This is a genomic window from Thermoactinomyces sp. CICC 10521 (genome assembly GCF_016055135.1).
Lineage (GTDB): Bacteria > Bacillota > Bacilli > Thermoactinomycetales > Thermoactinomycetaceae > Thermoactinomyces_A > Thermoactinomyces_A daqus.
In genome coordinates this window covers 68,987-89,045 of sequence record NZ_JAECVZ010000006.1, presented here as the reverse complement: position 1 = coordinate 89,045, position 20,059 = coordinate 68,987, and the positions used below count along the sequence as shown (strand labels likewise).

The following is a 20,059-nucleotide window of genomic DNA, read 5'->3' as shown; positions in this document are numbered from 1 at the left end:
GTGTTATGATTGAGGAAGATAAACGAAAGCATCTGAGAAGCAAAGGAGGGGGCAAAGTGACCAAAAAAGTGGTCAGTGCCTGTTTTGCCGGCATTCACTGCCGCTATGACGGACGGCACAATGCGGTGGAGGCGATTCAAAAATTGATCAGGGAAGGGGAGGCGATCCCGGTCTGTCCGGAACAGCTCGGCGGACTGTCCACTCCCAGAAATCCGGCTGAGATTGTCGGCGGTGACGGGGACGATGTGCTGGAAGGAAAAGCACGTGTGATCGACAACCAAGGCAATGATGTAACCGATGCCTTTATCCGGGGAGCCTATGAAACGTATCGCATCGCGAAGACGGTGGGAGCGAACGAAGCCATTTTAAAAGAAAAAAGTCCGTCTTGCGGCAGTTGCTGCATCTATGACGGCACTTTCCAGGGGAAAACGAACCCGGGTGCCGGCGTGACCACTGCCTTGCTGCGACGAAAAGGGATTAAAGTGATTTCGGAGGACACCTTTTCAGAAAAAAGAATATAATGGATGAAACGAAAGAATAAATCCGATGATAAAGAATGAAAGCCTGCATTTTTGGCGGAAGAAGGTGCCACCCGGACCAGCCATCCGAAACAAAGGACCAACCCCCGATCTGCGGCGCATTTTCATGAAAAAAAAGCCCCCGGACAAGGTGGGGGCTAGGCTTCGGCATTGGCTTTTTCCAAGGAGTTTTTCTCTTGCAATTTCCTGTATTTCAGATACATTGCCAGTCGCCATGGCAACAGCATGCCAAACGCAAGGATGAAGAAGAGCGCCGCTGTTTGTTCCACGCTGATCAGGTGTTCGAGATAGTCATGGAGTACCATGCGCAGGATAAACAGACCGATCAGGATGAGAATAAAAGCGCGCGAACGTTTCAGATAAACTTTGCCATCGATCATTTCAAAATGAGATGTTTTGATCAGAGGGTACGAAAACAAAAGGGCACCGGCCAAAAAAGCGACCCCGGCCCAAGCCCATGGAACGCGCATCGGCGGGTAGAGAAACATCAGGAAACCCGTGCTCATGCCCAGTGGAGGGATGAGAATTTTTCTCGCGTTCGTTGGCTTATTGGTTGCCCGCAGGCGGATGACAATCACCATGGAGGCCATGATTAAAGCAAAAATCGGGGCTACAAAATTTAAACTGATCGGAAAGGAATGCACCATAACCGTCCCTCCTGTTTCTAGAAAAAAGCTAGCACAATTCCCGGGGTTTGTAAATAAGTATGCTTGACTTTTCAGCAAAATTGCAGGAAAATACATTTCAATAAGTATCTTTTGCCGGCAATGCCTGCCTCATACCTAGAGCCGGTACAAACGAAAATAACATAGAACAAGCAGCGATGAGAAAGAATAGTAATGCGGCAGTGGCTGTGCAGAGAGTTGGCGGAGGGTGCGAGCCAATCAGCCGGCCGCATGAATGGGCTTTGGAGCTGTTTTCCTTAACGATGCCATATCAAGTAGGGAAAACCGGGATGATCCCGTTATAGCTAAGAGTGTGCCTCTCTGATGTACAGGAGAGGCAAAGAAGGGTGGTACCGCGAGAATCAGCTCGTCCCTTGCCGGGGACGGGCTTTTTTGTGTGAAATTGTTGCAGGCCGGGTCAATCGCGATCCTGCCAAATGCCGGCAAATCATGATGGTTCAAAAGGAGTGAGAAGATGAAACGTGTCTTATCCGGTGTCCAACCGACCGGCAATATCCATATAGGCAATTATCTTGGCGCCATGAAGCAATTCGTTGAGTTGCAGAATGAGGCGGAATGTTATTTTTGTGTAGTCAATCTCCATTCCCATACCGTTCCCCAGGATCCCCGTCAGCTGTTGGAGAAAACGCGGGATGTGGCGGCGCTTTACCTGGCGATCGGGATTGATCCCGAAAAAGCGACGATCTTTGTCCAATCCCAGATTCCCGCCCATGCGGAAGCATGCTGGTTGTTGCAGTGTGTAGCCCGCGTTGGCGAGCTTAACCGCATGATTCAATTTAAGGAGAAAAGCAAAGGATCTGAAGCGGTGACGGCAGGCTTGTATACCTATCCGGTATTGATGGCCGGTGATATTTTGCTCTATCATGCGACACATGTTCCCGTCGGTGAGGATCAAAAGCAGCACTTGGAGTTGACGAGGGATATTGCTGAACGGTTTAACCGCGATTACAAAGAAATCTTTACAATCCCCGAGCCGTTGATCGGCAAAGTGGGAGCCCGCATCATGTCCCTCGATAATCCGGAGAAAAAGATGAGCAAAAGCACGGAAGGGGCGTACAGCAACATCACGCTGCTCGATGAGCCGAAATTGATTGAGAAAAAAATCAAGCGCGCCGTTACCGATTCGGAAAACCTGGTTCGCTATGACCCGGAAAACAAACCGGGTGTGAGTAATCTGCTTTCCATTTACAGCCTGCTCTCCGGCAAAACGATTTCCGAACTGGAACGGCAATATGAAGGTGCCGGTTATGGCCAGTTTAAAAAAGACCTGGCGGAAGCAACTGTTCAGCACTTGCAGCCGATCCAGGAGAAGTTCCGGGAAATCCGCGGTTCTTCCTATTTGGATGATGTGCTGAAAATCGGTGCGGAAAAAGCAGGTGCAGTTGCGGAGAAGACATTGCGACAAATGAAAGATGCGATGGGGATTTTATAGTGAGTCAATAAGCGGAGGACATTCCAATGGGCGGAATGTCCTCATTTTGAAACTCACCGAAAGCGGTGAATCAATATTGATGAAAGACAGGGAATTCACGAGATCTTCCGTGAAGGAGTTATGAAGGAAGCGCCCGCGGGATGTTATAATGAAAAGAAAGGATAAGTTCGCGAAAGGAGTGAACCGATGCGGCGTTATTTATTTGAATTTTTCTTTTTTTCAGATATTTTCGTGATGAGTCTGGTCTGTGTCTGCGGTCTGGGGTTGACATTGGCATGGGCGAACAGTCTTGTGACGGTGGCGGTGTTCTTGGGCGGAGTCGCCCTATATGCCATCGCTGAGTACGGAACCCATCGTTTTTTATTTCATCTTCCTCCGCCGAAGCATCCTTTTTTGTTGAAGCTGTTAAAGCGGTTACATTATGATCATCATGAAGACCCCGATAAACTGGAATTGCTCTTTTTGCCGCTGTGGTACAGTGTTCCCCAGTTTGTCCTCGTCGGGAGCATCGTTTACCTGGTGACGGGGAAAATCGCGATCACAACCACTTTTTTAAGCGGTGCTGTGCTCTATCATTTATATTATGAATGGAAACATTATATCGCGCACCGGCCGATCAAGCCTCTCACCCCATGGGGGAAGAAATTGAAAAAATATCATTTGTTGCACCATTTCAAGAACGAGCATTACTGGTTTGGCGTGACCAATCCGGCCATGGATCACCTTTTTCGGACTTTTCCCGATGAATCCGGGGTGGAGATGAGCCGGACGGCGCGAAAATTGGCGGATAAAAAATAAAAGCGACCCAATCGATGTGGGTCGTTTTTTCATGTAAAAGAAAGATATTAAGCTTCGAGTGCCTGATATTTTTTGGTGAGGCGGGATTTTTTGCGAGCAGCCGCATTTTTGTGGATCAAACCTTTGGTTACGGCTTTATCCAAGCTGCGGGTTGCTGCTTTCAAAAGCACAGCGGCTTGTTCTTTATCTTGTTGGTCAACGGCTGCCAAGAATTTTTTTACGGCCGTGCGCATCGCCGATTTTTGAGAAGCATTGCGGGCGCGGCGCACTTCGTTGGTTTTGGCGCGTTTGATTGCGGATTTAATGTTTGCCAAGACGTTCACCTCCTGAGGGAAGGGTTTCCGCATCCCAATAATGCAACATGCAATATTCTAGCATGAGGCTCTGCAAAAAGCAACAACGGTCATGAGCAGAATAAATGAGAGGCAAAGAAGCAAACTAAGAGTGGAAACAGGCAAAAAAAGGGGATATATTGGATGAATCAAGCGTCGGAACACCAGATTGATTTGAGTATGTACAATATTCGCACGGATTTGGCCCGCGAAGCTCATGACATGGTGACCCGGGAGCAAGGGCGGGGAAGTTCCATTCCGGGCGTTCGCAAACAGGAAGAGACACAGGACGGGATTACGACCAGTTGGATCTGGATTGACAGCGAAGATGCCGGTGAGCAGATGGGCAAACTGCCGGGTACTTACCTGACGATTGAAGTGCCCGGTCTTCGGTCGGGAGATTCCATGCTGGAAAAGCGCGTATCGCAACATTTTGCTGAGCAATTCAGCCGTTTCCTCGATGAAGTCGGCATTAAGCCAAATGATTCCTGCCTGGTAGTGGGGCTTGGAAACTGGGATGTAACGCCGGATTCACTCGGACCGCTCGTCGTCAAGCACACCCTGGTCACCCGTCATCTCTTTAAATTGCAGCCGGAAACGGTTGCCGAAGGGTATCGCAGCGTTTCCGCCCTCTCGCCGGGAGTGCTCGGGACGACCGGGATAGAAACGAGTGAAATTGTGCGCGGGGTGGTGCAGAAATCAAAGCCTGATTTTGTGATCGCGTTTGATGCACTGGCCTCAAGGGCCTTGTCCCGGGTCAATACGACGATTCAGATTGCTGATACGGGAATTCAGCCGGGGTCCGGTGTCGGAAACAATCGCAAGGCGTTGACCAAGGAGTTTTTGGGTGTGCCCGTTCTGGCCGTTGGTGTTCCCACCGTCGTGGATGCCGTCACCATTGCCCATGACACCATCGATTATGTGATTTCCCACCTTGGCCGGGAATTGCACGGGGTGAAAAATAACCCGCTTGATCCTCACAACCGGCCTTCGGTAAAAGATCTGGAAAACTATCAAGCTCCGCCGGAGACCAGCAACCGCATGCTGGGGATGTTTGGCAGCCTGAACTCGGATGAGAAAAGGCAACTGATTCATGAAGTGCTGGCACCTTTGGGGCAAAATCTGATCGTTACCCCGAAGGAGGTGGATTCCTTCATTGGCAATATGGCCAAATTGATCGCCAACGGACTGAACTGCGCCCTGCATGAGGCTGTAACCATGAAAAATGTGGCTTCGCATGTGCAATAAAACATTTGATTTCCTCCCGGTTAATCCGGGAGATGTGCGGGCAATGCAGAAGCACTTTCGCAGAACAAAATATTGTTTCCATTTGGCGCGAATCCCGTTGTCCGGCTTCCCCGGGGAACGGGATTCTTGTTTGGAGTTTGGGACATCCGCGTGGAACGGGGCTCGTTGAGTTTCAAAAGCAAGATTTTTTATCCTTTTCCGCCTGCCGCTCTCTGCCGGCCGCCGTGAGGTCTCAATCTATTTCTAGCAAATTCAGTTAATCGGTTCTACCTGTTTGCCGGTTTTCATAGATTAGGGTGAGACAAGCAGATAGAGGGTGAACCGAATGAGAAGTCGCTACCGTGGTTTCTTGACGCTGAATATGGCGCGTCCGAAAACGAGGCAGAGGTTTGTGTTTTTATTTTTGGCAGCGGCTGTTCTTTTTTCCTTTGTCGGTGCGCTGGCAATGGTTCAAGCGGAACAGAGTTTGACAGGGTCGGATCTCAGCAGGGTGACGTCTCATCTTTCCCCGCAAACGCTCAGCATGATCGTCGGGGAAAGCATTCCCTATTTCCAGGAGAAAATTCAGACGGCCGGTTTGGAAGAGATTATCTCGCGGACGGCGTTTGAGTTGATGACGAGTATCGATTTTCGTGATCCACGCACTTTTCTGGGCAAAGAGCTGCCGTTGTACGCATTGTTCGACAGCGAGATTGACGTGGCCAGCAGCGATGTGGATTATACTTCGATCCCGATCGAATCACCGCCGCCGCCTGACCTCGATAAACAGATTATGAAGGCGATGGAGCATCCCGATGAAGACAAAACGAGCACCGACCCGGGAAGTATCAAAACGAAGCAAGTGATTATTTATAACACCCATTTTTGGGAATCTTTTTTGCCGGAACTCCATAAAACAAATCCCGACCAGGCCACTGATCTGAATCGCAATATTACCCTCGTTTCCAAGCATTTGGCGAAGCAGCTGGAAAAGATGGGCATCGGCGCCGTCACAACCGAACGGAAGTATACATGGAATTCCGGTGCGTATGTGCAATCGCGCAAAATGGTGCTCTCTGTCTTGAAGCAATACCACAGCATCAGTTATATGATCGATATTCATCGCGATTCACGCAGGCGCGACAAGACGACAAAAGTGTTTGACGGCAAACCGTATGCGAGGCTCGCGTTTGTAGTCGGCAAGGCGAGCACGCACTTTGAGGACAACCTGAGCCTTGCCCGCGAGATGCACAAGCGGATCAACGAGTTATATCCCGGTTTGTCCCGGGCGGTGATTATTAAAGAGAGAGGAAATGGGAACAACGGGGAATATAATCAATCTTTATCGCCCAACAGCATGCTGGTTGAAGTGGGCGGGGTGGATAATTCATTCGCTGAAGCGAATCGGTCGATTGAGGTTTTGGCCCGGGTTTTGGCCGATATAATCCATGAGGGAACCGTGGTTACAGCCCGGCCGGATGCAACGGAGGCAGGTAAATGAGGTGACAGGATGCGCGTTTTGGTGCAGATCGTTTGTATGATCGGAATGTTGGTGACGGGGATTTTCGTCGGAATCGACAGGGCTGAGCAAAATATGCAAAAGATGCAGGGAACCATGGGGGCGCCGCGCGCGATCCAGATTACTCCACAGGATGGAAAAATCGAAATCGCGGTGCTGGGACAAGTCGTTGAAACGAAAAATCCCGTGCCAAAGGTGGCAGCGAAAGTAAGAGAGACGGTAACCAGCCAACAGGAGAAAAACGGAACCAATTATTTGGCGGTGGTGGGAAACGAAGTGGGAACGGGGCTCAAAAACCTTTCCCGTAAGGTGATGAATTTCATTTTTGCCCTGGCCGAGTAAAGATAGGCAGGAGTTGTATACGGGGGCAAAGGAGCATGATGTTCCTTTGTCTTTTTTTGTGTATTTAATTTGTGCATTTAATAAGATAAGAATGTTTTGTGTGAAAACGCGTTGCAGCAGCCGTCGGCTCCGGCCTCCCTGTGTTCCAGATGTCCGTTCGGCGGTTTCGCTTCCCGGCCGTGTCTGGCTTTCCGCTGGTTGTGGCGGCGAGTCATGACCGATTTTGTCATCGCTTCAGAGAGTCAGGGACAGGAAACTCATTGAAGAGAGGGTTTGGGGCTGATATAATTAAGCAATGCAGTCCTCGATTGATGCAGGAGGGAAATGAACGGGAATGGATAACAAAGAACAACGTGCAATGATTCGTAACTTTTCCATCATTGCCCATATCGACCATGGGAAATCGACACTCGCTGACCGAATCTTGGAAAAGACGGGAGCGCTGACCGAACGGGAGATGCAGGAGCAGTTCCTGGACAAAATGGATTTGGAACGGGAGCGCGGCATCACCATCAAATTGCAGTCGGTTCGCCTTCCGTATAAAGGAAAAGACGGGAAAGAGTACATTCTGAACTTGATTGATACACCGGGTCATGTGGATTTTACCTATGAGGTGTCGAGAAGCCTTCAGGCGTGCGAAGGCGCCCTGCTGGTCGTCGATGCCTCGCAGGGAGTGGAAGCGCAAACGTTGGCCAATGTTTATCTGGCGCTTGAAAATGACCTGGAAATCATTCCCGTTATCAATAAAATTGACTTGCCCAGCGCGGAACCGGAGCGCGTCAAACAGGAGATTGAAGATGTGATCGGACTGGATGCCAGCGATGCAGTTCTCGCATCGGCCAAGGCGGGGATCGGCATCGAAGAGATTTTGGAGCGGATTGTGGAAAAAGTGCCGGCTCCGGAAGGTGATCCCGATGCTCCGCTTCGTGCGCTGATCTTTGACTCCGTTTATGATTCGTACCGGGGTGTCATCATTTATATGCGTGTCGTCGACGGAACGATTAAAAAAGGCATGCGCATGAAAATGATGGCCACGGGTAAAACATATGAAATTACCGAAGTGGGGGCTTTTACGCCCCATCAGGTTCCGATGGAACAGCTTTCCGTCGGTGAGGTTGGATACGTTTGTGCCAACATCAAAAACGTCAAGGATACGCGCGTGGGGGATACGATCACCGATGCGGACCGCCCGGCCAAAGAGCCGCTGCCCGGGTATCGCCGCATTAATCCGATGGTGTTTTGCGGGTTGTATCCGGTCGATTCCTCCGAATACGATGATTTGCGGGAAGCACTGGAAAAATTGGAGCTGAATGATGCGTCGCTCACCTACGAGCCGGAGACCTCAAGTGCGCTCGGATTTGGTTTTCGCGCGGGTTTCCTCGGTCTGCTTCACATGGAGATTATTCAGGAGCGGATTGAGCGCGAATTTGGCGTGCAGCTCATCACTACTGCTCCAAGCGTTGTTTACAAGGTGTATCAGACTGACGGATCCGTGCTGGAGATCGAAAATCCGACACTGATGCCGCCGCAGCAAAAAATCGATCGGGTGGAAGAACCTTATGTGAAGGCCACCATTTTGGTGCCGAATGATTATGTTGGGGCTGTAATGGAGATTTGCCAGAACAAACGCGGTCAATATGTCGATATGACGTATATTGATACCAACCGCGTCAGCCTCGTTTATGAATTGCCGCTCGCAGAAATCGTTTATGACTTCTTCGACCAGCTGAAATCAGGGACAAAAGGGTATGCCTCCTTCGACTATGAACTGATCGGCTACAAGCCGTCCAATCTTGTCAAAATGGATATCCTGCTGAATGGCGAAGTCGTCGATGCCCTTTCCTTTATTGTGCATCGCGATCGCGCATACCATCGCGGCCGCGCCCTGGTGGAAAAACTGAAAAAATTGATTCCGCGCCAGATGTTTGAAGTGCCGATCCAAGCGGCCATCGGCAATAAAGTGGTTGCGCGGGAAACGATCAGTGCCATGCGCAAAAACGTGCTGGCCAAATGCTACGGCGGGGATATCAGCCGGAAACGCAAATTGCTGGAGAAACAGAAAGAAGGGAAAAAGCGGATGAAAGCGGTCGGCAGCGTCGAGGTGCCGCAGGAAGCTTTTATGGCCGTGTTGAAAATCGACGACAAATAATCACATCAACCATGCCGTAAGCATCGATGCCGGAACGTCCGTCAGCAGGGAAGGCTTGCCCGCTTTGCCGGACACGCGGCCTGTTGCTTGCGGCATTTTTAGGAGGTGGGCAAATGCCGCCCCAAGCCGTATACATTCATATTCCTTTTTGTACAAATAAATGCCATTACTGCGATTTTACTGCTTATGTCGTGAACGGGCAGCCGGTGGATGATTATCTTTCCGCCCTCGGACGGGAGATGGCTCTCGCTGTGGCAGAAACTCCCCCGGCTGAGATCCGCTCGATTTTTATCGGCGGAGGAACGCCCACTGTCCTGACACCGGCTCAGATGAGGAAATTGCTGGACGATATTCGCCGCTATTTCCCGAACCGGGCCGCCGACTGTGAATTCACGGTCGAGGCCAATCCCGGCACCACCGGTCCGGAACTGCTGGAAGCCATGCTCGAGGGCGGGGTTAATCGCATCAGTTTTGGCGCCCAAACGTTTCGTCCTGATCTGCTTCAGCGGATCGGGCGCATTCACGGGGTTGAAGAGATCGGACAAAGCGTCCGGCTGGCACGGGAGGCCGGTTTTGCGAATATTTCCCTCGATTTGATGTTCGGCCTGCCGACACAGACAGTGGAAGATATGAAACAGACGCTGGAATCGGCGATTGCACTGGGACCCGAGCACTTTTCCTGCTACAGCCTGAAAATCGAGGAAGGGACGCTTTTTCACCATTTGTATGAACGAAATGAACTGCCGTTGCCCTCCGATGATGAGGAGTTCACCATGTATCAGATGCTGCGCTCCCATTTGAAACAGCACGGCTATGAGCAATATGAAGTGAGCAATTTTGCGCAGCCGGGATTTGAGAGCAGGCACAATTGCACGTATTGGCTCAACGAAGAGTATTATGGACTGGGAACAGGGGCGCACGGATACGTGGAAGGGGTTCGCTATGCCAATATCAAAGGGGTCAAAGAATATATTGCGCGTTTGACGGCCGGCAGGCGTCCTGTGGCTGAATCGTATCGCGTCGAACGGGAAGAAGAGATTGAGAATTTCATGATTCTGGGCTTGCGCTTGCTCGCAGGTGTAAGCCGGTCACGGTTCAGGGAACGTTTCGGGGTCAGCATCGAGGATGCGTTTGGCAGCGTTTTGCGGCAATTATTTGAACAAAAGCGATTGGTGCAGCAGGGAGACCGCATCGCCCTGACTGAACAGGGGCTTCTCTTTGGCAATGAGGTATTTGCCTCATTTCTCGGTGGCGTGGAATTATAAGCGGACCAATTGACATCATATTTCCCGTTTGGTAATTTTAAATTAGTATTTTTAGCACTCGTTTCCTTGGAGTGCTAACAAGGAGGGGAGGCAGATGTTAACTGAGCGACAAAAACGGATTCTCTGGGCCGTCATCGACGATTATATCGTTTCGGCTGAACCTGTCGGCTCCCGTACTGTTTCCAAAAAGAAGGGTGTCGGGTTTAGCGCGGCCACGATTCGCAACGAAATGGCTGATCTGGAAGAGATGGGGTTTTTGGAGCAACCGCATACATCTGCCGGAAGAATACCTTCACAAAAAGGGTATCGTTTTTACGTGGACCATTTGTTACAACCGTATATGTGGTCAAAAGATGATCTGATGGCCCTGCACGATTTTTATGCCATGAAAGTTGATCATGTGGAACAAGCGATTAAACACGCAAATTCCATTCTGTCCCAAATGACCAATTACATGACGTTTATTCTGGGGCCGAGATTGTCTGAGAGCAAGCTAAAAGCCTTGCAGATTGTACCGTTGCATGATCGTGCCGCTGTCAGCATTCTGGTGACCGATACGGGATATGTTCATCGGCAGCATGTGATCGTCCCGGAGGGCGTTTCTCTGTCCGCAATTGAACGATTAGTCAATCTGCTCAATTATCGGCTGACGGGGGTACCGATCGCGAAGTTAAAGGCGATTGTCAAGCATGAACTGTCAGAAGAGCTAAAACGGCATGTGGAGCATTTTGATAAGTTGACGGATCTGTTGGATACCATTTTAAAAGCAGAGCTGGAAGAACGCGTTTATACCAGTGGCACAACCCGAATTCTGGACCAGCCGGAGTTCCGGGACGTGGAAAAAATGAAATCGATCCTGGATCTGGTCGAAGAAAGTACGGTGCTGGTTCAATTGTTCAACTCCGACAAAGAAGGGGTTCAAGTGCGGATCGGGGATGAAAATGATTTGGAGGCAGTAAATGATTGCAGCATTATCACTGCTTCCTATATGATAAATGGCGAACCTGTTGGCACGATCGGTGTGCTCGGCCCGACGCGGATGAATTATGGTCGGGTGATCGGCGTTCTTGAATTTTTGGCTCATGATTTTTCCAGACGGATCAGTGCATGGTTTGAGTGAGAACAGGAGTTTACGCATCTTTGGGGGTTCAGTTGCTGAATCCCTCTCCCTATATATAGAAAGGAAGGGAAGCCAAGGTGCCTGATCATGAATACGTAACGGTGAAGGACGAGACCCGGCTCTCAGCTCTAAAAAGCAATGCGGATGCAGTCAGGTCAGTGGCTTCTGCAGTCGCTTCCACATTGGGACCTAAAGGGTTGGACACGATGCTGGTCGATGACAACCATCGGGTGATTGTGACCAATGATGGTGTCACGATTCTGGATCGTATGGAAATCAGTCATCCTGCAGCCAAAATGATTGTCAATGTAGCCAAGTCTCAGCAGGAAGAAGTCGGAGACGGAACGACGACGGCAACGTTGCTAACCGCAGCGCTGGTGGAAGAAGGCGTAAAACAGGTGGTGAAGGGCGTACCCGTGACGAAGGTCATCGCCGGAATCGATCGCGGAATTCGGTTTGCGTTGCGTAAAATGAAGGAAAAAGCAAGACCGATTTACGAATTAGATGATGAATGGCTGCAACGGATCGCTTTTACCGCCAGCAGGGAAAACGAAGATATTACGATGGCCGTCATTGAGGCTGCCCATTTGGTGGGACGCGAGAAATTATTGGATCAGAACTTCAAGCTCGCCGATTGCATCATCGCTCATCCGCGTGTGGATAACAGCGTCTTTTCGGGAATGGTGATCAACCGGCAGCGGATGAATCAGCAAATGCCGCGCAAAAAGGATCACACGCGCGTTTTGGTTCTGAGCGATGCCCTGGAACCTGATTCGGCGGAAAAGAACGGTGCTGGCGAAGCTTCGGCGAAACAGGAAAATGTAAATGAAGCTTTTTATGTCCTATTGGAACATCTGATCCATTTGCAAGTGGGGCTGATCGTCACTTCCAAAGGGGTGGATCCCTATGCGGAAGAGGTTCTGACCGATGCAGGAGTGATTGTGGTAACGGATGTCAGCCAAGCGGACCTGGAAGAGGTCGCCGAACATACGGGTGCACGGATCGTAACAAGGAGCGGACTGAAAAAGTCGCTCGAGGCTTTGGAATCGACTCTGGGTTCCTGTGCAGGCGTGATCGATGATGAGCGCCTTGGCAAACTGCGCATTCTCGGCGGTAAAGGACGTCCGATGGCCACATTGATCGTGGGTGCACAAACGGAAGAGGTTGTAAGAGAGCGGGAAAGGATTGCCAAAGATGCAGCATCGGCCGTGCAAGCAGCCGTGTGCGGAGGATTTTTGCCCGGCGGAGGTGCGGTTGAATTGGCGCTCGCCCGCGATGTTGAGCGCTTTCGTGATATGGTGCAGGGAATGGAGCGGTTTGGCGTTTCTGTTGTGGCAGAATGTTTGGAACGCCCGATGAGTCAGGTTGTGGCCAATGCAGGCTTTAATCCGCTGGAAAAAATCGAGGCGGTCAAAGCGCTTCAGATGAAACGGCAATCCGATTCTCTGGGCATTGATTGCGACCGCGGAACGATTGTGGACATGGTGGAAATGGGTGTTGTTGATCCGCTTCCCGTCAAGGCAAATGCCTTAAAAACTGCCGGTGAAGTAGCCGTTGCCATTTTGCGCATCCATACCATCGTGAAGATGAAGCCGGTTCCGATCCCTGAACAGTCAGGATAGGAGGATTGAAAATGGATCGAGAAAGAGAAGAGCTCCAGCCAAACGCTGGCAGCCAACCTTTTTCGGGCAAGAACGAAGCTGAGGGGCAAGAAAGCGTACATACTGGAGATACTTCTCCGGAAAATTCAGCTTCTCCCGATGAAGTGATTTCCGCCTTGAAGCGGGAATTGGAGGAAGCAAAAAAAGAAGCTGAGAACTGGCAGGCGAAGGCCGAGCAGCATCGGGAGCATTACATGCGCGCGCTTGCCGATTTGGAAAATTATCGGCGCAGGGCGCGCAAAGAAAAAGAAGATGCTATAAAATATAGCGTAGTTCCTCTCTTGGAATCGCTTCTTCCCGTTCTGGACAACTTCGAGCGTGCTCTGGATGCAGCTGATGACAGCGGGAATGTAAAGACGTTGCAGGAAGGGATCGAAATGGTTTACCGCCAGTTTTTGAACGCTTTATCCCAGGCGGGACTCACCCTTATTGAAACCGAGGGCAGACCGTTTGACCCTCATGAACATAATGCCGTCATGCAAGTTGAAAGCAGCAGTCATGAACCCGGAACGATTGTGGAAGAACTTCAGCCGGGATATCGCTATTTGGATCGTGTGATCCGTCCTTCCATGGTAAAAGTGAGCAAATGAGAAAAGGTTCATTTACCTTTGTGAAAACAGGTAGGAGGTAGTAGTCTATGGGTAAAGTTATCGGGATTGACTTGGGTACAACGAACTCTTGCGTTGCTTTCATGGATGGAAGCGAAGTCGTTGTTATCCCCAACGCGGAAGGTGCCCGCACCACTCCATCCGTGGTCGGTTTTTCCAAGACGGGCGAACGTCTCGTCGGTGAAGCGGCCAAACGGCAAGCAATTACCAACCCGGACAAAACCGTGATTTCGATCAAGCGCCATATGGGTACCAACCATAAGGTAAAAATCGATGATAAATCATATACCCCGCAGGAAATTTCGGCGATGATTCTGCAAAAGCTGAAACAGGATGCCGAAGCTTATCTTGAAGAGCCGGTTACCCAGGCTGTCATCACTGTGCCGGCATACTTTAATGACAGCCAGCGTCAGGCGACGAAAGATGCCGGACGGATCGCCGGGTTGGAAGTACTGCGCATCATCAACGAGCCGACCGCAGCTGCTCTCGCTTACGGTCTCGACAAAGCGGAAGATCAGAAAATTCTCGTGTTTGACCTCGGCGGCGGTACGTTCGACGTTTCCATTTTGGAACTTGGTGACGGTGTATTTGAAGTTTTGGCCACCAGCGGGGATAACAAGCTGGGCGGGGATGACTTCGACCAAGTGATCATTGATTATCTGATTGAGGAGTTTAAAAAGGAAAACGGAATTGATCTGCGCAATGACAGCGCTGCGCTTCAGCGTTTGAAAGCCGAAGCGGAAAAAGCGAAAAAAGACTTGTCCGGTCTTTTGACAACAACGATTTCGCTTCCGTTCCTGGCTTCCGATGAAACGGGACCAAAGCATCTCGAAGTTACCCTGACGCGGGCCAAGTTTGAAGAGCTGAGTGCCGATCTCATTGAACGCACGATGGGGCCGACCCGTCAGGCATTGAGCGATGCAGGTCTTCAGCCGAGCGATATCGATAAAGTGATTCTGGTCGGAGGATCGACCCGGATTCCGGCTGTTCAGGAAGCGATCAAACGCCTGATTGGCAAAGAGCCGAGCAAAGGGGTAAACCCTGATGAAGTAGTGGCCATGGGTGCAGCGATCCAGGGCGGCGTGCTCTCCGGGGATGTGAAGGATATCGTATTGCTGGACGTTACCCCGCTCTCGCTGGGAATTGAAACGCTGGGCGGCGTTTTCACTAAACTGATCGAGCGCAACACGACGATTCCGACGGAAAAATCGCAGATCTTCTCCACTGCGGCTGACAATCAAACCTCGGTTGACATCCACGTGTTGCAAGGAGAACGCCCGATGGCTGCGGACAACAAGACGCTCGGACGCTTCCAGTTGACCGATATTCCTCCGGCTCCGCGCGGGATTCCGCAAATCGAGGTAACCTTTAAGATCGATGCCAACGGAATCGTGAACGTGTCGGCCAAGGATAAGGCAACCGGCAAAAGCCAGGCGATCACCATTCAGTCTTCTAGCGGATTGAGCGACGAAGAGATTGAACGCATGGTAAAAGAAGCGGAAATGTACGCAGATCAAGACCGGAAGCGCAAAGAAAAAGTGGAGCTTCGCAATAAGGCAGACCAACTGATTTTCACGGCAGAAAAAACGATCAAAGACCTTGGCGACAAAGTGGACAGCGCCGATGTGGAAAAAGCGAACGCTGCCAAAGACAATTTGAAAAAAGCGTTGGAACAGGACGATGACGACGCGATTAAAAAAGCGACAGAGGAGCTGGAACAAGCGGTTCAACAACTGTCCATCAAACTTTATGAACAAATGCAGCAACAGGCGGCGCAAAACCAAGGCGGTGAAAAGGCTTCGAAAAAGGATGACAACGTTGTCGACGCCGAGTATGAAGAAGTAAAAGAAGATAAATAAAGATCATTTACGGAGGAGAGGAAAGAGTTCTCCTCGACGAGGAAAGTCATTGTCGGGGCTCTGCCTTGACATGGCTTTTCTCTTTTTGTGGGATTGAACCAAAAGCTTTGTGATCGGTAGAGGAGGTGACCCGGTGAGTAAACGCGATTATTACGAAATATTGGGAGTCAGCAAAGGTGCCACTGACGATGAGATTCGTAAAGCCTACCGAAAATTGGCGCGCAAATACCATCCGGATGTCAACAAAGCAGCAGATGCCGAAAAGAAATTCAAAGAGGTAAAAGAAGCATACGAAGTTTTGAGCGATCCCCAAAAACGGGCATCTTATGATCAGTTTGGCCATGAGGGTCCGGGTGCCGGCTTTGGCGGAGGCGGTTTTGGCGGAGCTGGAACCGGTTTTGACACCGATTTTGGGTTTGGTGACATCTTTGATATGTTTTTTGGCGGGGGTCGCCGCAACAATCCTAATGCGCCTCGCCAAGGTGCCGATCTGGAGTTTCGCCTGCAGATTGAATTTAAGGATGCCATTTTTGGGAAAAATGTGGATGTTGTGATCCCGCGCACGGAAAAATGCGATCAGTGCCGCGGTACCGGAGCCAAACCGGGAACGCACCCGGAAACATGTTCGGTATGCCACGGATCGGGTCAGGCGGAAATGGTGCAAAACACACCGTTTGGAAGGATTGTGAACCGCCGCATCTGTCATGCTTGTAACGGTTCAGGCAAGATCATTCGCGAAAAATGCCCCGCTTGTCGCGGTTCCGGCAACGTGAAACAAAAGAAAAAAATCAATGTCAAAATTCCGGCCGGAATTCATGAAGGGGCGCAATTGCGAGTTTCCGGGGAAGGAGAACCGGGGATTAATGGCGGGCCGCCAGGGGACTTATATATCACCATCTTTATTAAGCCGCATGACTTCTTCAGACGAGAAGGCGATGATCTTGTTTGCGAGTTGCCTATCACCTTCGGACAAGCGGCGCTTGGGGATGAGGTCATCGTTCCGACGCTGAACGGGCGGGCGCGGCTGAAAGTGCCGGCCGGTACGCAAACCGGAACAGAATTCCGCCTGCAGGGGAAAGGAGTTCCGCGTATGCGCGGCTACGGCGAAGGTGATCTGCGCGTGAAAGTCCGTGTGGTGACGCCGACCAAATTGACGGAAGAACAAAAAGAAGTCCTGCGCAACTTCAGTCGCCTTTGCGGCGAGTATATCAACAATGAGCAGTCCGGCGGAAACTTCTTTGACAAAATGAAGCAAGCGTTTCGCGGGGACTGATCACAGATGAAACGGGCGTGGATCAGCCCGTTTTTTATTTATTGTCAGATGAGGTGGGTGAATCGGATTGGACTGGATGGAAATTGTCATACACACAAATCAGGAAGCAGTCGAAGCCGTCAGCTTTTTGTTACAGGAGCTGGGGGCTGATGGTGTCGCGATCGAAGATCCCGAAGTGCTCCATCGGGCATGGGAAAATCGCTATGGAGAAATAATCGAGCTTTCGCCGGATGATTATCCCAAAGAAGGGGTTCGCATCAAAGCCTATCTGTCCGAACTGGAAATTGAAGACCCGGAGGAGCTGTTGCAAAAGGTGAGGGAAGGATTGGAGCACCTGAAGCACAGCGGACTGAACATCTCCCCGGGGACGGTCACGCACCGGATGGTGAATGAAAACGATTGGGCGGATGAATGGAAAAAATACTACAAGGTCAGCAAAATTTCAGACCGGATTACGATTAAACCGACATGGGAAGAGTACGATCCTTCGCCGGGAGAAAAAGTGATTGAACTCGATCCCGGAATGGCCTTTGGCACGGGGACGCACCCAACCACGGCTCTGTGCATTCACCTGCTGGAACAGGCTTTAACCCCCGGCGACCGTGTGATTGACGTAGGCTGTGGCAGCGGAGTGCTGAGCATCGTTGCCGGGAAATTGGGGGCGGAGCATGTTCTGGCGCTCGATCTTGATCCCCTGGCTGTCGAAAAAACACGAGAAAATGTGGAAACCAATCATTTATCCGGGGTCATCGAGGCCAGGGAAGGTGATCTCCTCAAAGGTGTGGGGCAAACCGCCGATCTGGTCGTGGCCAATATTTTGGCCGAGATCATTGTGCTTCTGGTTCACGATTTGCCACGGGTGTTAAAACCGGGGGGAGCGTTTATCGCTTCCGGGATTATCGAAGAAAAGGCAAAATGGGTGGAAGCGTCGCTCCTCGATGCCGGCCTTGAAGTGTTGGAAACGAAACACCAGGACGGTTGGGTGGCAATCCTCGCGAAAAAATGGTAAAATGGCAGGAGTGTCAAATGCAGAGATATTTTGTCTTACCTGAGCAAATTTCTGATGATGAATTGGTGATTCGGGGTGAAGATGTCCATCATCTGAAAAATGTATTGCGGGCCAAGCCGGGGCAAAACCTGATCGTTTGTGCCGGTCAGGGCTTGGATTACCAAGCGGAAGTGATGGAGATCGCAGCAAAGGAAGTGCGCTGCCGCATCATCGGCCGAAGCGTTTCCCGCGGTGAACCCCGAACCAAAGTGATCATTGCACAGTCCCTGCCCAAAGGGGATAAACTGGAATGGATCATCCAAAAAGGAACGGAACTGGGTGCGGTTTCGTTTATTCCGTTTATTTCAAAACGAAGCGTTGTTAAAATAGATGCACGCAAGGCAGACAGGAAGCGGGAACGGTGGCAAAAAATTGCCAAAGAAGCGGCAGAACAAGCACACCGCGGGCAAATTCCCACTGTCTCCCGGCCGCTTGCGTGGGAAGAGTTGCTGGAGCAAACGGAGAAGGCTGAGGCGAGTTTTATCGCTTATGAAAAAGGTGGAATTCCTCTGAAGGCGGCGATCTCATCCGTGAGTGCGAACAATATCATGGTGATCATCGGGCCGGAGGGCGGATTCGAGGAGCGGGAAATTGCAGCGGCCAAAGAGAAGGGAGCAATCCCCGTCTCTTTGGGTGCACGTATACTGCGCACGGAAACCGCTCCGCTTGTGGCGCTTTCTTGCATCATGTTTGCAAGAGACGATTTGGGAGGTGAAAATGGATGAGAACGGTGGCATTTCATACATTGGGATGCAAAGTTAATGCATATGAGACGGAAGCGATGTGGCAGCTGTTCAAAAAAGCAGGCTACGAACGCGTGGAGTTTGAGGAAGAAGCGGATGTTTACCTGATCAACACCTGTACGGTAACCAATACGGGTGATAAAAAGAGCCGTCAGGTGATTCGGCGGGCGATCCGGCGCAATCCCGATGCGGTGATCGCGGTTACCGGTTGCTATGCGCAAACCTCGCCGGCGGAAGTGGCTGCGATTCCAGGTGTCGACATCGTGGTGGGAACGCAGGGGCGTGACAAGTTAATTGAGTATGTGGAGAAATTTATCCACGAACGGCAACCGATCAACGCCGTAGCCAACATCATGAAACAGCGGGAATTTGAAGAACTGGATGTACCGGCCTTTGCGGACCGCACACGTGCTTCCCTGAAAATCCAGGAGGGTTGCAACAATTTCTGCACCTTCTGCATTATTCCGTGGGCCAAAGGGCTGTCCCGCAGCCGCAAGCCGGAAAATGTGCTGGCCCAGGCGCGCCAATTGGTTGACGCCGGTTATAAGGAGATTGTGCTCACCGGCATTCATACCGGCGGATATGGCGATGATTTTGAAAACTATAAACTGGCTGATCTCCTGTGGGATCTCGATAAAATCGAAGGGCTGAAACGGATTCGCATCAGCTCGATCGAGGCGAGCCAGATCGATGAACGGATTATCGAAGTGCTGAACGCTTCTGAAAAAATGTGCCGCCATCTTCATATCCCGTTGCAAGCAGGGGATGATGCCGTTTTGAAACGGATGCGGCGCAAATACACCACGGCTGAGTTCAGGGAAAAAATCCTTGAACTTCACGAGGCGATGCCCCAAGTGGCCATCACCACCGATGTGATCGTCGGTTTCCCTGGTGAAACGGATGAACAATTTGAGCGCGGTTATCGCTTTATCGAGGAACTGCAGATGTACCAATTGCATGTGTTCCCTTATTCCAAACGCACGGGAACCCCGGCCGCGCGCATGCCGGATCAGGTTCCGGAAGAAGTGAAACATGAGCGGGTTCGCCGCCTGATTGAACTTTCCAACCGCCTGACTGTTGATTACGCACAAAAATTTGTCGGCGATGTCTTGGAAGTGATCCCGGAGCGTCCCTTTAAAGAAGATCCGACCAGCGGTCTTTATATGGGATATGCGGATAACTATTTGCAAGTTGCTTTTCCGGCAACGGAAGACATGGTCGGAAAAGTGTGCCGCGTGCGGATCGATCGGGTGGAAGGCGAATATTGCCATGGCACGTTTGTGCGCGTTGTCGACGATGTTCCGCGTCCCGCTCGTGCGGTTTAGGTCACTGGCTGTCAGCAGAGTGTTTGCTGACGGCTTTTTTTATGAAAAGGATTTGCGGCATTTTAGGCAGATCATCTGTCCGTTTAAGCGCTTCCCGGCTTGTCTCGTAAGGGAAAATTGTGCTATGATCTCA

At 50.8% G+C, this 20,059-nt stretch carries 18 protein-coding genes and 1 other annotated feature; of the genes, 16 read left to right on the top strand and 2 right to left on the bottom strand.

Going from position 1 to position 20,059, the window contains the following annotated elements; translation table 11 throughout:
* Positions 1–56: 56 nt before the first annotated feature.
* Positions 57–521: a 2-thiouracil desulfurase family protein gene (locus I8U17_RS06395; protein WP_033101757.1), complete on the top strand. Its 465-nt coding sequence runs from the start codon at positions 57–59 to the stop codon at positions 519–521.
* 155 nt (positions 522–676) lie between these two features.
* On the opposite strand, the gene I8U17_RS06390 is transcribed toward I8U17_RS06395, so the two are convergent.
* On the bottom strand, positions 677–1,186 hold the full coding sequence (locus I8U17_RS06390; protein ID WP_033101756.1) for a CcdC family protein: 510 nt from the start codon (positions 1,184–1,186) through the stop codon (positions 677–679).
* A gap of 167 nt (positions 1,187–1,353) precedes the next feature.
* Positions 1,354–1,582 (top strand) — a binding site (T-box leader).
* Positions 1,583–1,679: 97 nt separating this feature from the next.
* On the opposite strand from I8U17_RS06390, the gene trpS reads away from it, so the two are divergent.
* Together trpS and I8U17_RS06380 are read left to right on the top strand one after the other, a co-directional pair.
* The gene (gene trpS, locus I8U17_RS06385; protein ID WP_033101755.1) at positions 1,680–2,657 is read left to right on the top strand and encodes a tryptophan--tRNA ligase; all 978 of its coding nucleotides are present in this window, start codon (positions 1,680–1,682) and stop codon (positions 2,655–2,657) included.
* Positions 2,658–2,843: 186 nt separating this feature from the next.
* Positions 2,844–3,455, top strand: coding sequence for a sterol desaturase family protein (locus I8U17_RS06380; RefSeq protein ID WP_198059178.1), 612 nt, complete (start codon positions 2,844–2,846; stop codon positions 3,453–3,455).
* A 47-nt stretch (positions 3,456–3,502) separates the two neighbouring features.
* Here I8U17_RS06380 and rpsT read toward each other — a convergent pair whose 3' ends face one another.
* Complete coding sequence (rpsT, locus tag I8U17_RS06375) at positions 3,503–3,769, bottom strand: 30S ribosomal protein S20 (protein WP_033101754.1); 267 nt, start codon at positions 3,767–3,769, stop codon at positions 3,503–3,505.
* 162 nt (positions 3,770–3,931) lie between these two features.
* Between rpsT and gpr the strand changes: the two genes are divergently transcribed.
* From gpr to mtaB, 13 genes are all read left to right on the top strand, one after another.
* Positions 3,932–5,035 (top strand): GPR endopeptidase, encoded by a 1,104-nt coding sequence (gpr, locus tag I8U17_RS06370; protein ID WP_198059177.1) that lies wholly within the window; start codon positions 3,932–3,934, stop codon positions 5,033–5,035.
* Positions 5,036–5,360: 325 nt separating this feature from the next.
* Complete coding sequence (spoIIP, locus tag I8U17_RS06365) at positions 5,361–6,515, top strand: stage II sporulation protein P (RefSeq protein ID WP_033101752.1); 1,155 nt, start codon at positions 5,361–5,363, stop codon at positions 6,513–6,515.
* A 9-nt stretch (positions 6,516–6,524) separates the two neighbouring features.
* A complete protein-coding gene (locus I8U17_RS06360) occupies positions 6,525–6,875 on the top strand; it encodes a DUF3679 domain-containing protein (protein WP_033101751.1) in 351 nt (116 codons plus the stop codon).
* 334 nt (positions 6,876–7,209) lie between these two features.
* The gene (lepA, locus tag I8U17_RS06355; protein ID WP_033101750.1) at positions 7,210–9,024 is read left to right on the top strand and encodes a translation elongation factor 4; all 1,815 of its coding nucleotides are present in this window, start codon (positions 7,210–7,212) and stop codon (positions 9,022–9,024) included.
* A 113-nt stretch (positions 9,025–9,137) separates the two neighbouring features.
* A complete protein-coding gene (gene hemW / locus I8U17_RS06350; RefSeq protein WP_033101749.1) occupies positions 9,138–10,289 on the top strand; it encodes a radical SAM family heme chaperone HemW in 1,152 nt (383 codons plus the stop codon).
* Between the two features lie 94 nt (positions 10,290–10,383).
* Positions 10,384–11,409: a heat-inducible transcriptional repressor HrcA gene (hrcA, locus tag I8U17_RS06345; RefSeq protein ID WP_033101748.1), complete on the top strand. Its 1,026-nt coding sequence runs from the start codon at positions 10,384–10,386 to the stop codon at positions 11,407–11,409.
* A 77-nt stretch (positions 11,410–11,486) separates the two neighbouring features.
* Positions 11,487–13,031: a TCP-1/cpn60 chaperonin family protein gene (locus tag I8U17_RS06340; protein WP_198055301.1), complete on the top strand. Its 1,545-nt coding sequence runs from the start codon at positions 11,487–11,489 to the stop codon at positions 13,029–13,031.
* 11 nt (positions 13,032–13,042) lie between these two features.
* Positions 13,043–13,660 carry a nucleotide exchange factor GrpE gene (grpE, locus tag I8U17_RS06335; RefSeq protein ID WP_052154349.1) on the top strand — a complete coding sequence of 206 codons (618 nt, stop codon included), beginning with the start codon at positions 13,043–13,045 and terminating at the stop codon, positions 13,658–13,660.
* Between the two features lie 47 nt (positions 13,661–13,707).
* On the top strand, positions 13,708–15,537 hold the full coding sequence (gene dnaK / locus I8U17_RS06330; protein ID WP_033101746.1) for a molecular chaperone DnaK: 1,830 nt from the start codon (positions 13,708–13,710) through the stop codon (positions 15,535–15,537).
* 133 nt (positions 15,538–15,670) lie between these two features.
* A complete protein-coding gene (gene dnaJ / locus I8U17_RS06325) occupies positions 15,671–16,810 on the top strand; it encodes a molecular chaperone DnaJ (protein ID WP_198059176.1) in 1,140 nt (379 codons plus the stop codon).
* Between the two features lie 67 nt (positions 16,811–16,877).
* Positions 16,878–17,819, top strand: coding sequence for a 50S ribosomal protein L11 methyltransferase (prmA, locus tag I8U17_RS06320; protein ID WP_198059175.1), 942 nt, complete (start codon positions 16,878–16,880; stop codon positions 17,817–17,819).
* 17 nt (positions 17,820–17,836) lie between these two features.
* Positions 17,837–18,583 (top strand): 16S rRNA (uracil(1498)-N(3))-methyltransferase, encoded by a 747-nt coding sequence (locus I8U17_RS06315; protein ID WP_033101744.1) that lies wholly within the window; start codon positions 17,837–17,839, stop codon positions 18,581–18,583.
* Positions 18,580–19,926 (top strand): tRNA (N(6)-L-threonylcarbamoyladenosine(37)-C(2))-methylthiotransferase MtaB, encoded by a 1,347-nt coding sequence (gene mtaB, locus I8U17_RS06310; protein ID WP_033101743.1) that lies wholly within the window; start codon positions 18,580–18,582, stop codon positions 19,924–19,926. Before I8U17_RS06315 ends, mtaB begins: the two co-directional genes overlap by 4 nt.
* The last annotated feature ends 133 nt before the right edge of the window (positions 19,927–20,059 follow it).

Bases quoted from the DNA above. Each gene is read 5' to 3' on its own strand.
- I8U17_RS06390 (WP_033101756.1), bottom strand. From the start codon at position 1,186: ATGGTGCATTCCTTTCCGATCAGTTTAAATTTTGTAGCCCCGATTTTT.
- trpS (WP_033101755.1), top strand. From the start codon at position 1,680: ATGAAACGTGTCTTATCCGGTGTCCAACCGACCGGCAATATCCATATA.
- I8U17_RS06380 (WP_198059178.1), top strand. From the start codon at position 2,844: ATGCGGCGTTATTTATTTGAATTTTTCTTTTTTTCAGATATTTTCGTG.
- gpr (WP_198059177.1), top strand. From the start codon at position 3,932: ATGAATCAAGCGTCGGAACACCAGATTGATTTGAGTATGTACAATATT.
- spoIIP (WP_033101752.1), top strand. From the start codon at position 5,361: ATGAGAAGTCGCTACCGTGGTTTCTTGACGCTGAATATGGCGCGTCCG.
- I8U17_RS06360 (WP_033101751.1), top strand. From the start codon at position 6,525: ATGCGCGTTTTGGTGCAGATCGTTTGTATGATCGGAATGTTGGTGACG.
- lepA (WP_033101750.1), top strand. From the start codon at position 7,210: ATGGATAACAAAGAACAACGTGCAATGATTCGTAACTTTTCCATCATT.
- hemW (WP_033101749.1), top strand. From the start codon at position 9,138: ATGCCGCCCCAAGCCGTATACATTCATATTCCTTTTTGTACAAATAAA.
- hrcA (WP_033101748.1), top strand. From the start codon at position 10,384: ATGTTAACTGAGCGACAAAAACGGATTCTCTGGGCCGTCATCGACGAT.
- grpE (WP_052154349.1), top strand. From the start codon at position 13,043: ATGGATCGAGAAAGAGAAGAGCTCCAGCCAAACGCTGGCAGCCAACCT.
- dnaK (WP_033101746.1), top strand. From the start codon at position 13,708: ATGGGTAAAGTTATCGGGATTGACTTGGGTACAACGAACTCTTGCGTT.
- I8U17_RS06315 (WP_033101744.1), top strand. From the start codon at position 17,837: ATGCAGAGATATTTTGTCTTACCTGAGCAAATTTCTGATGATGAATTG.
- mtaB (WP_033101743.1), top strand. From the start codon at position 18,580: ATGAGAACGGTGGCATTTCATACATTGGGATGCAAAGTTAATGCATAT.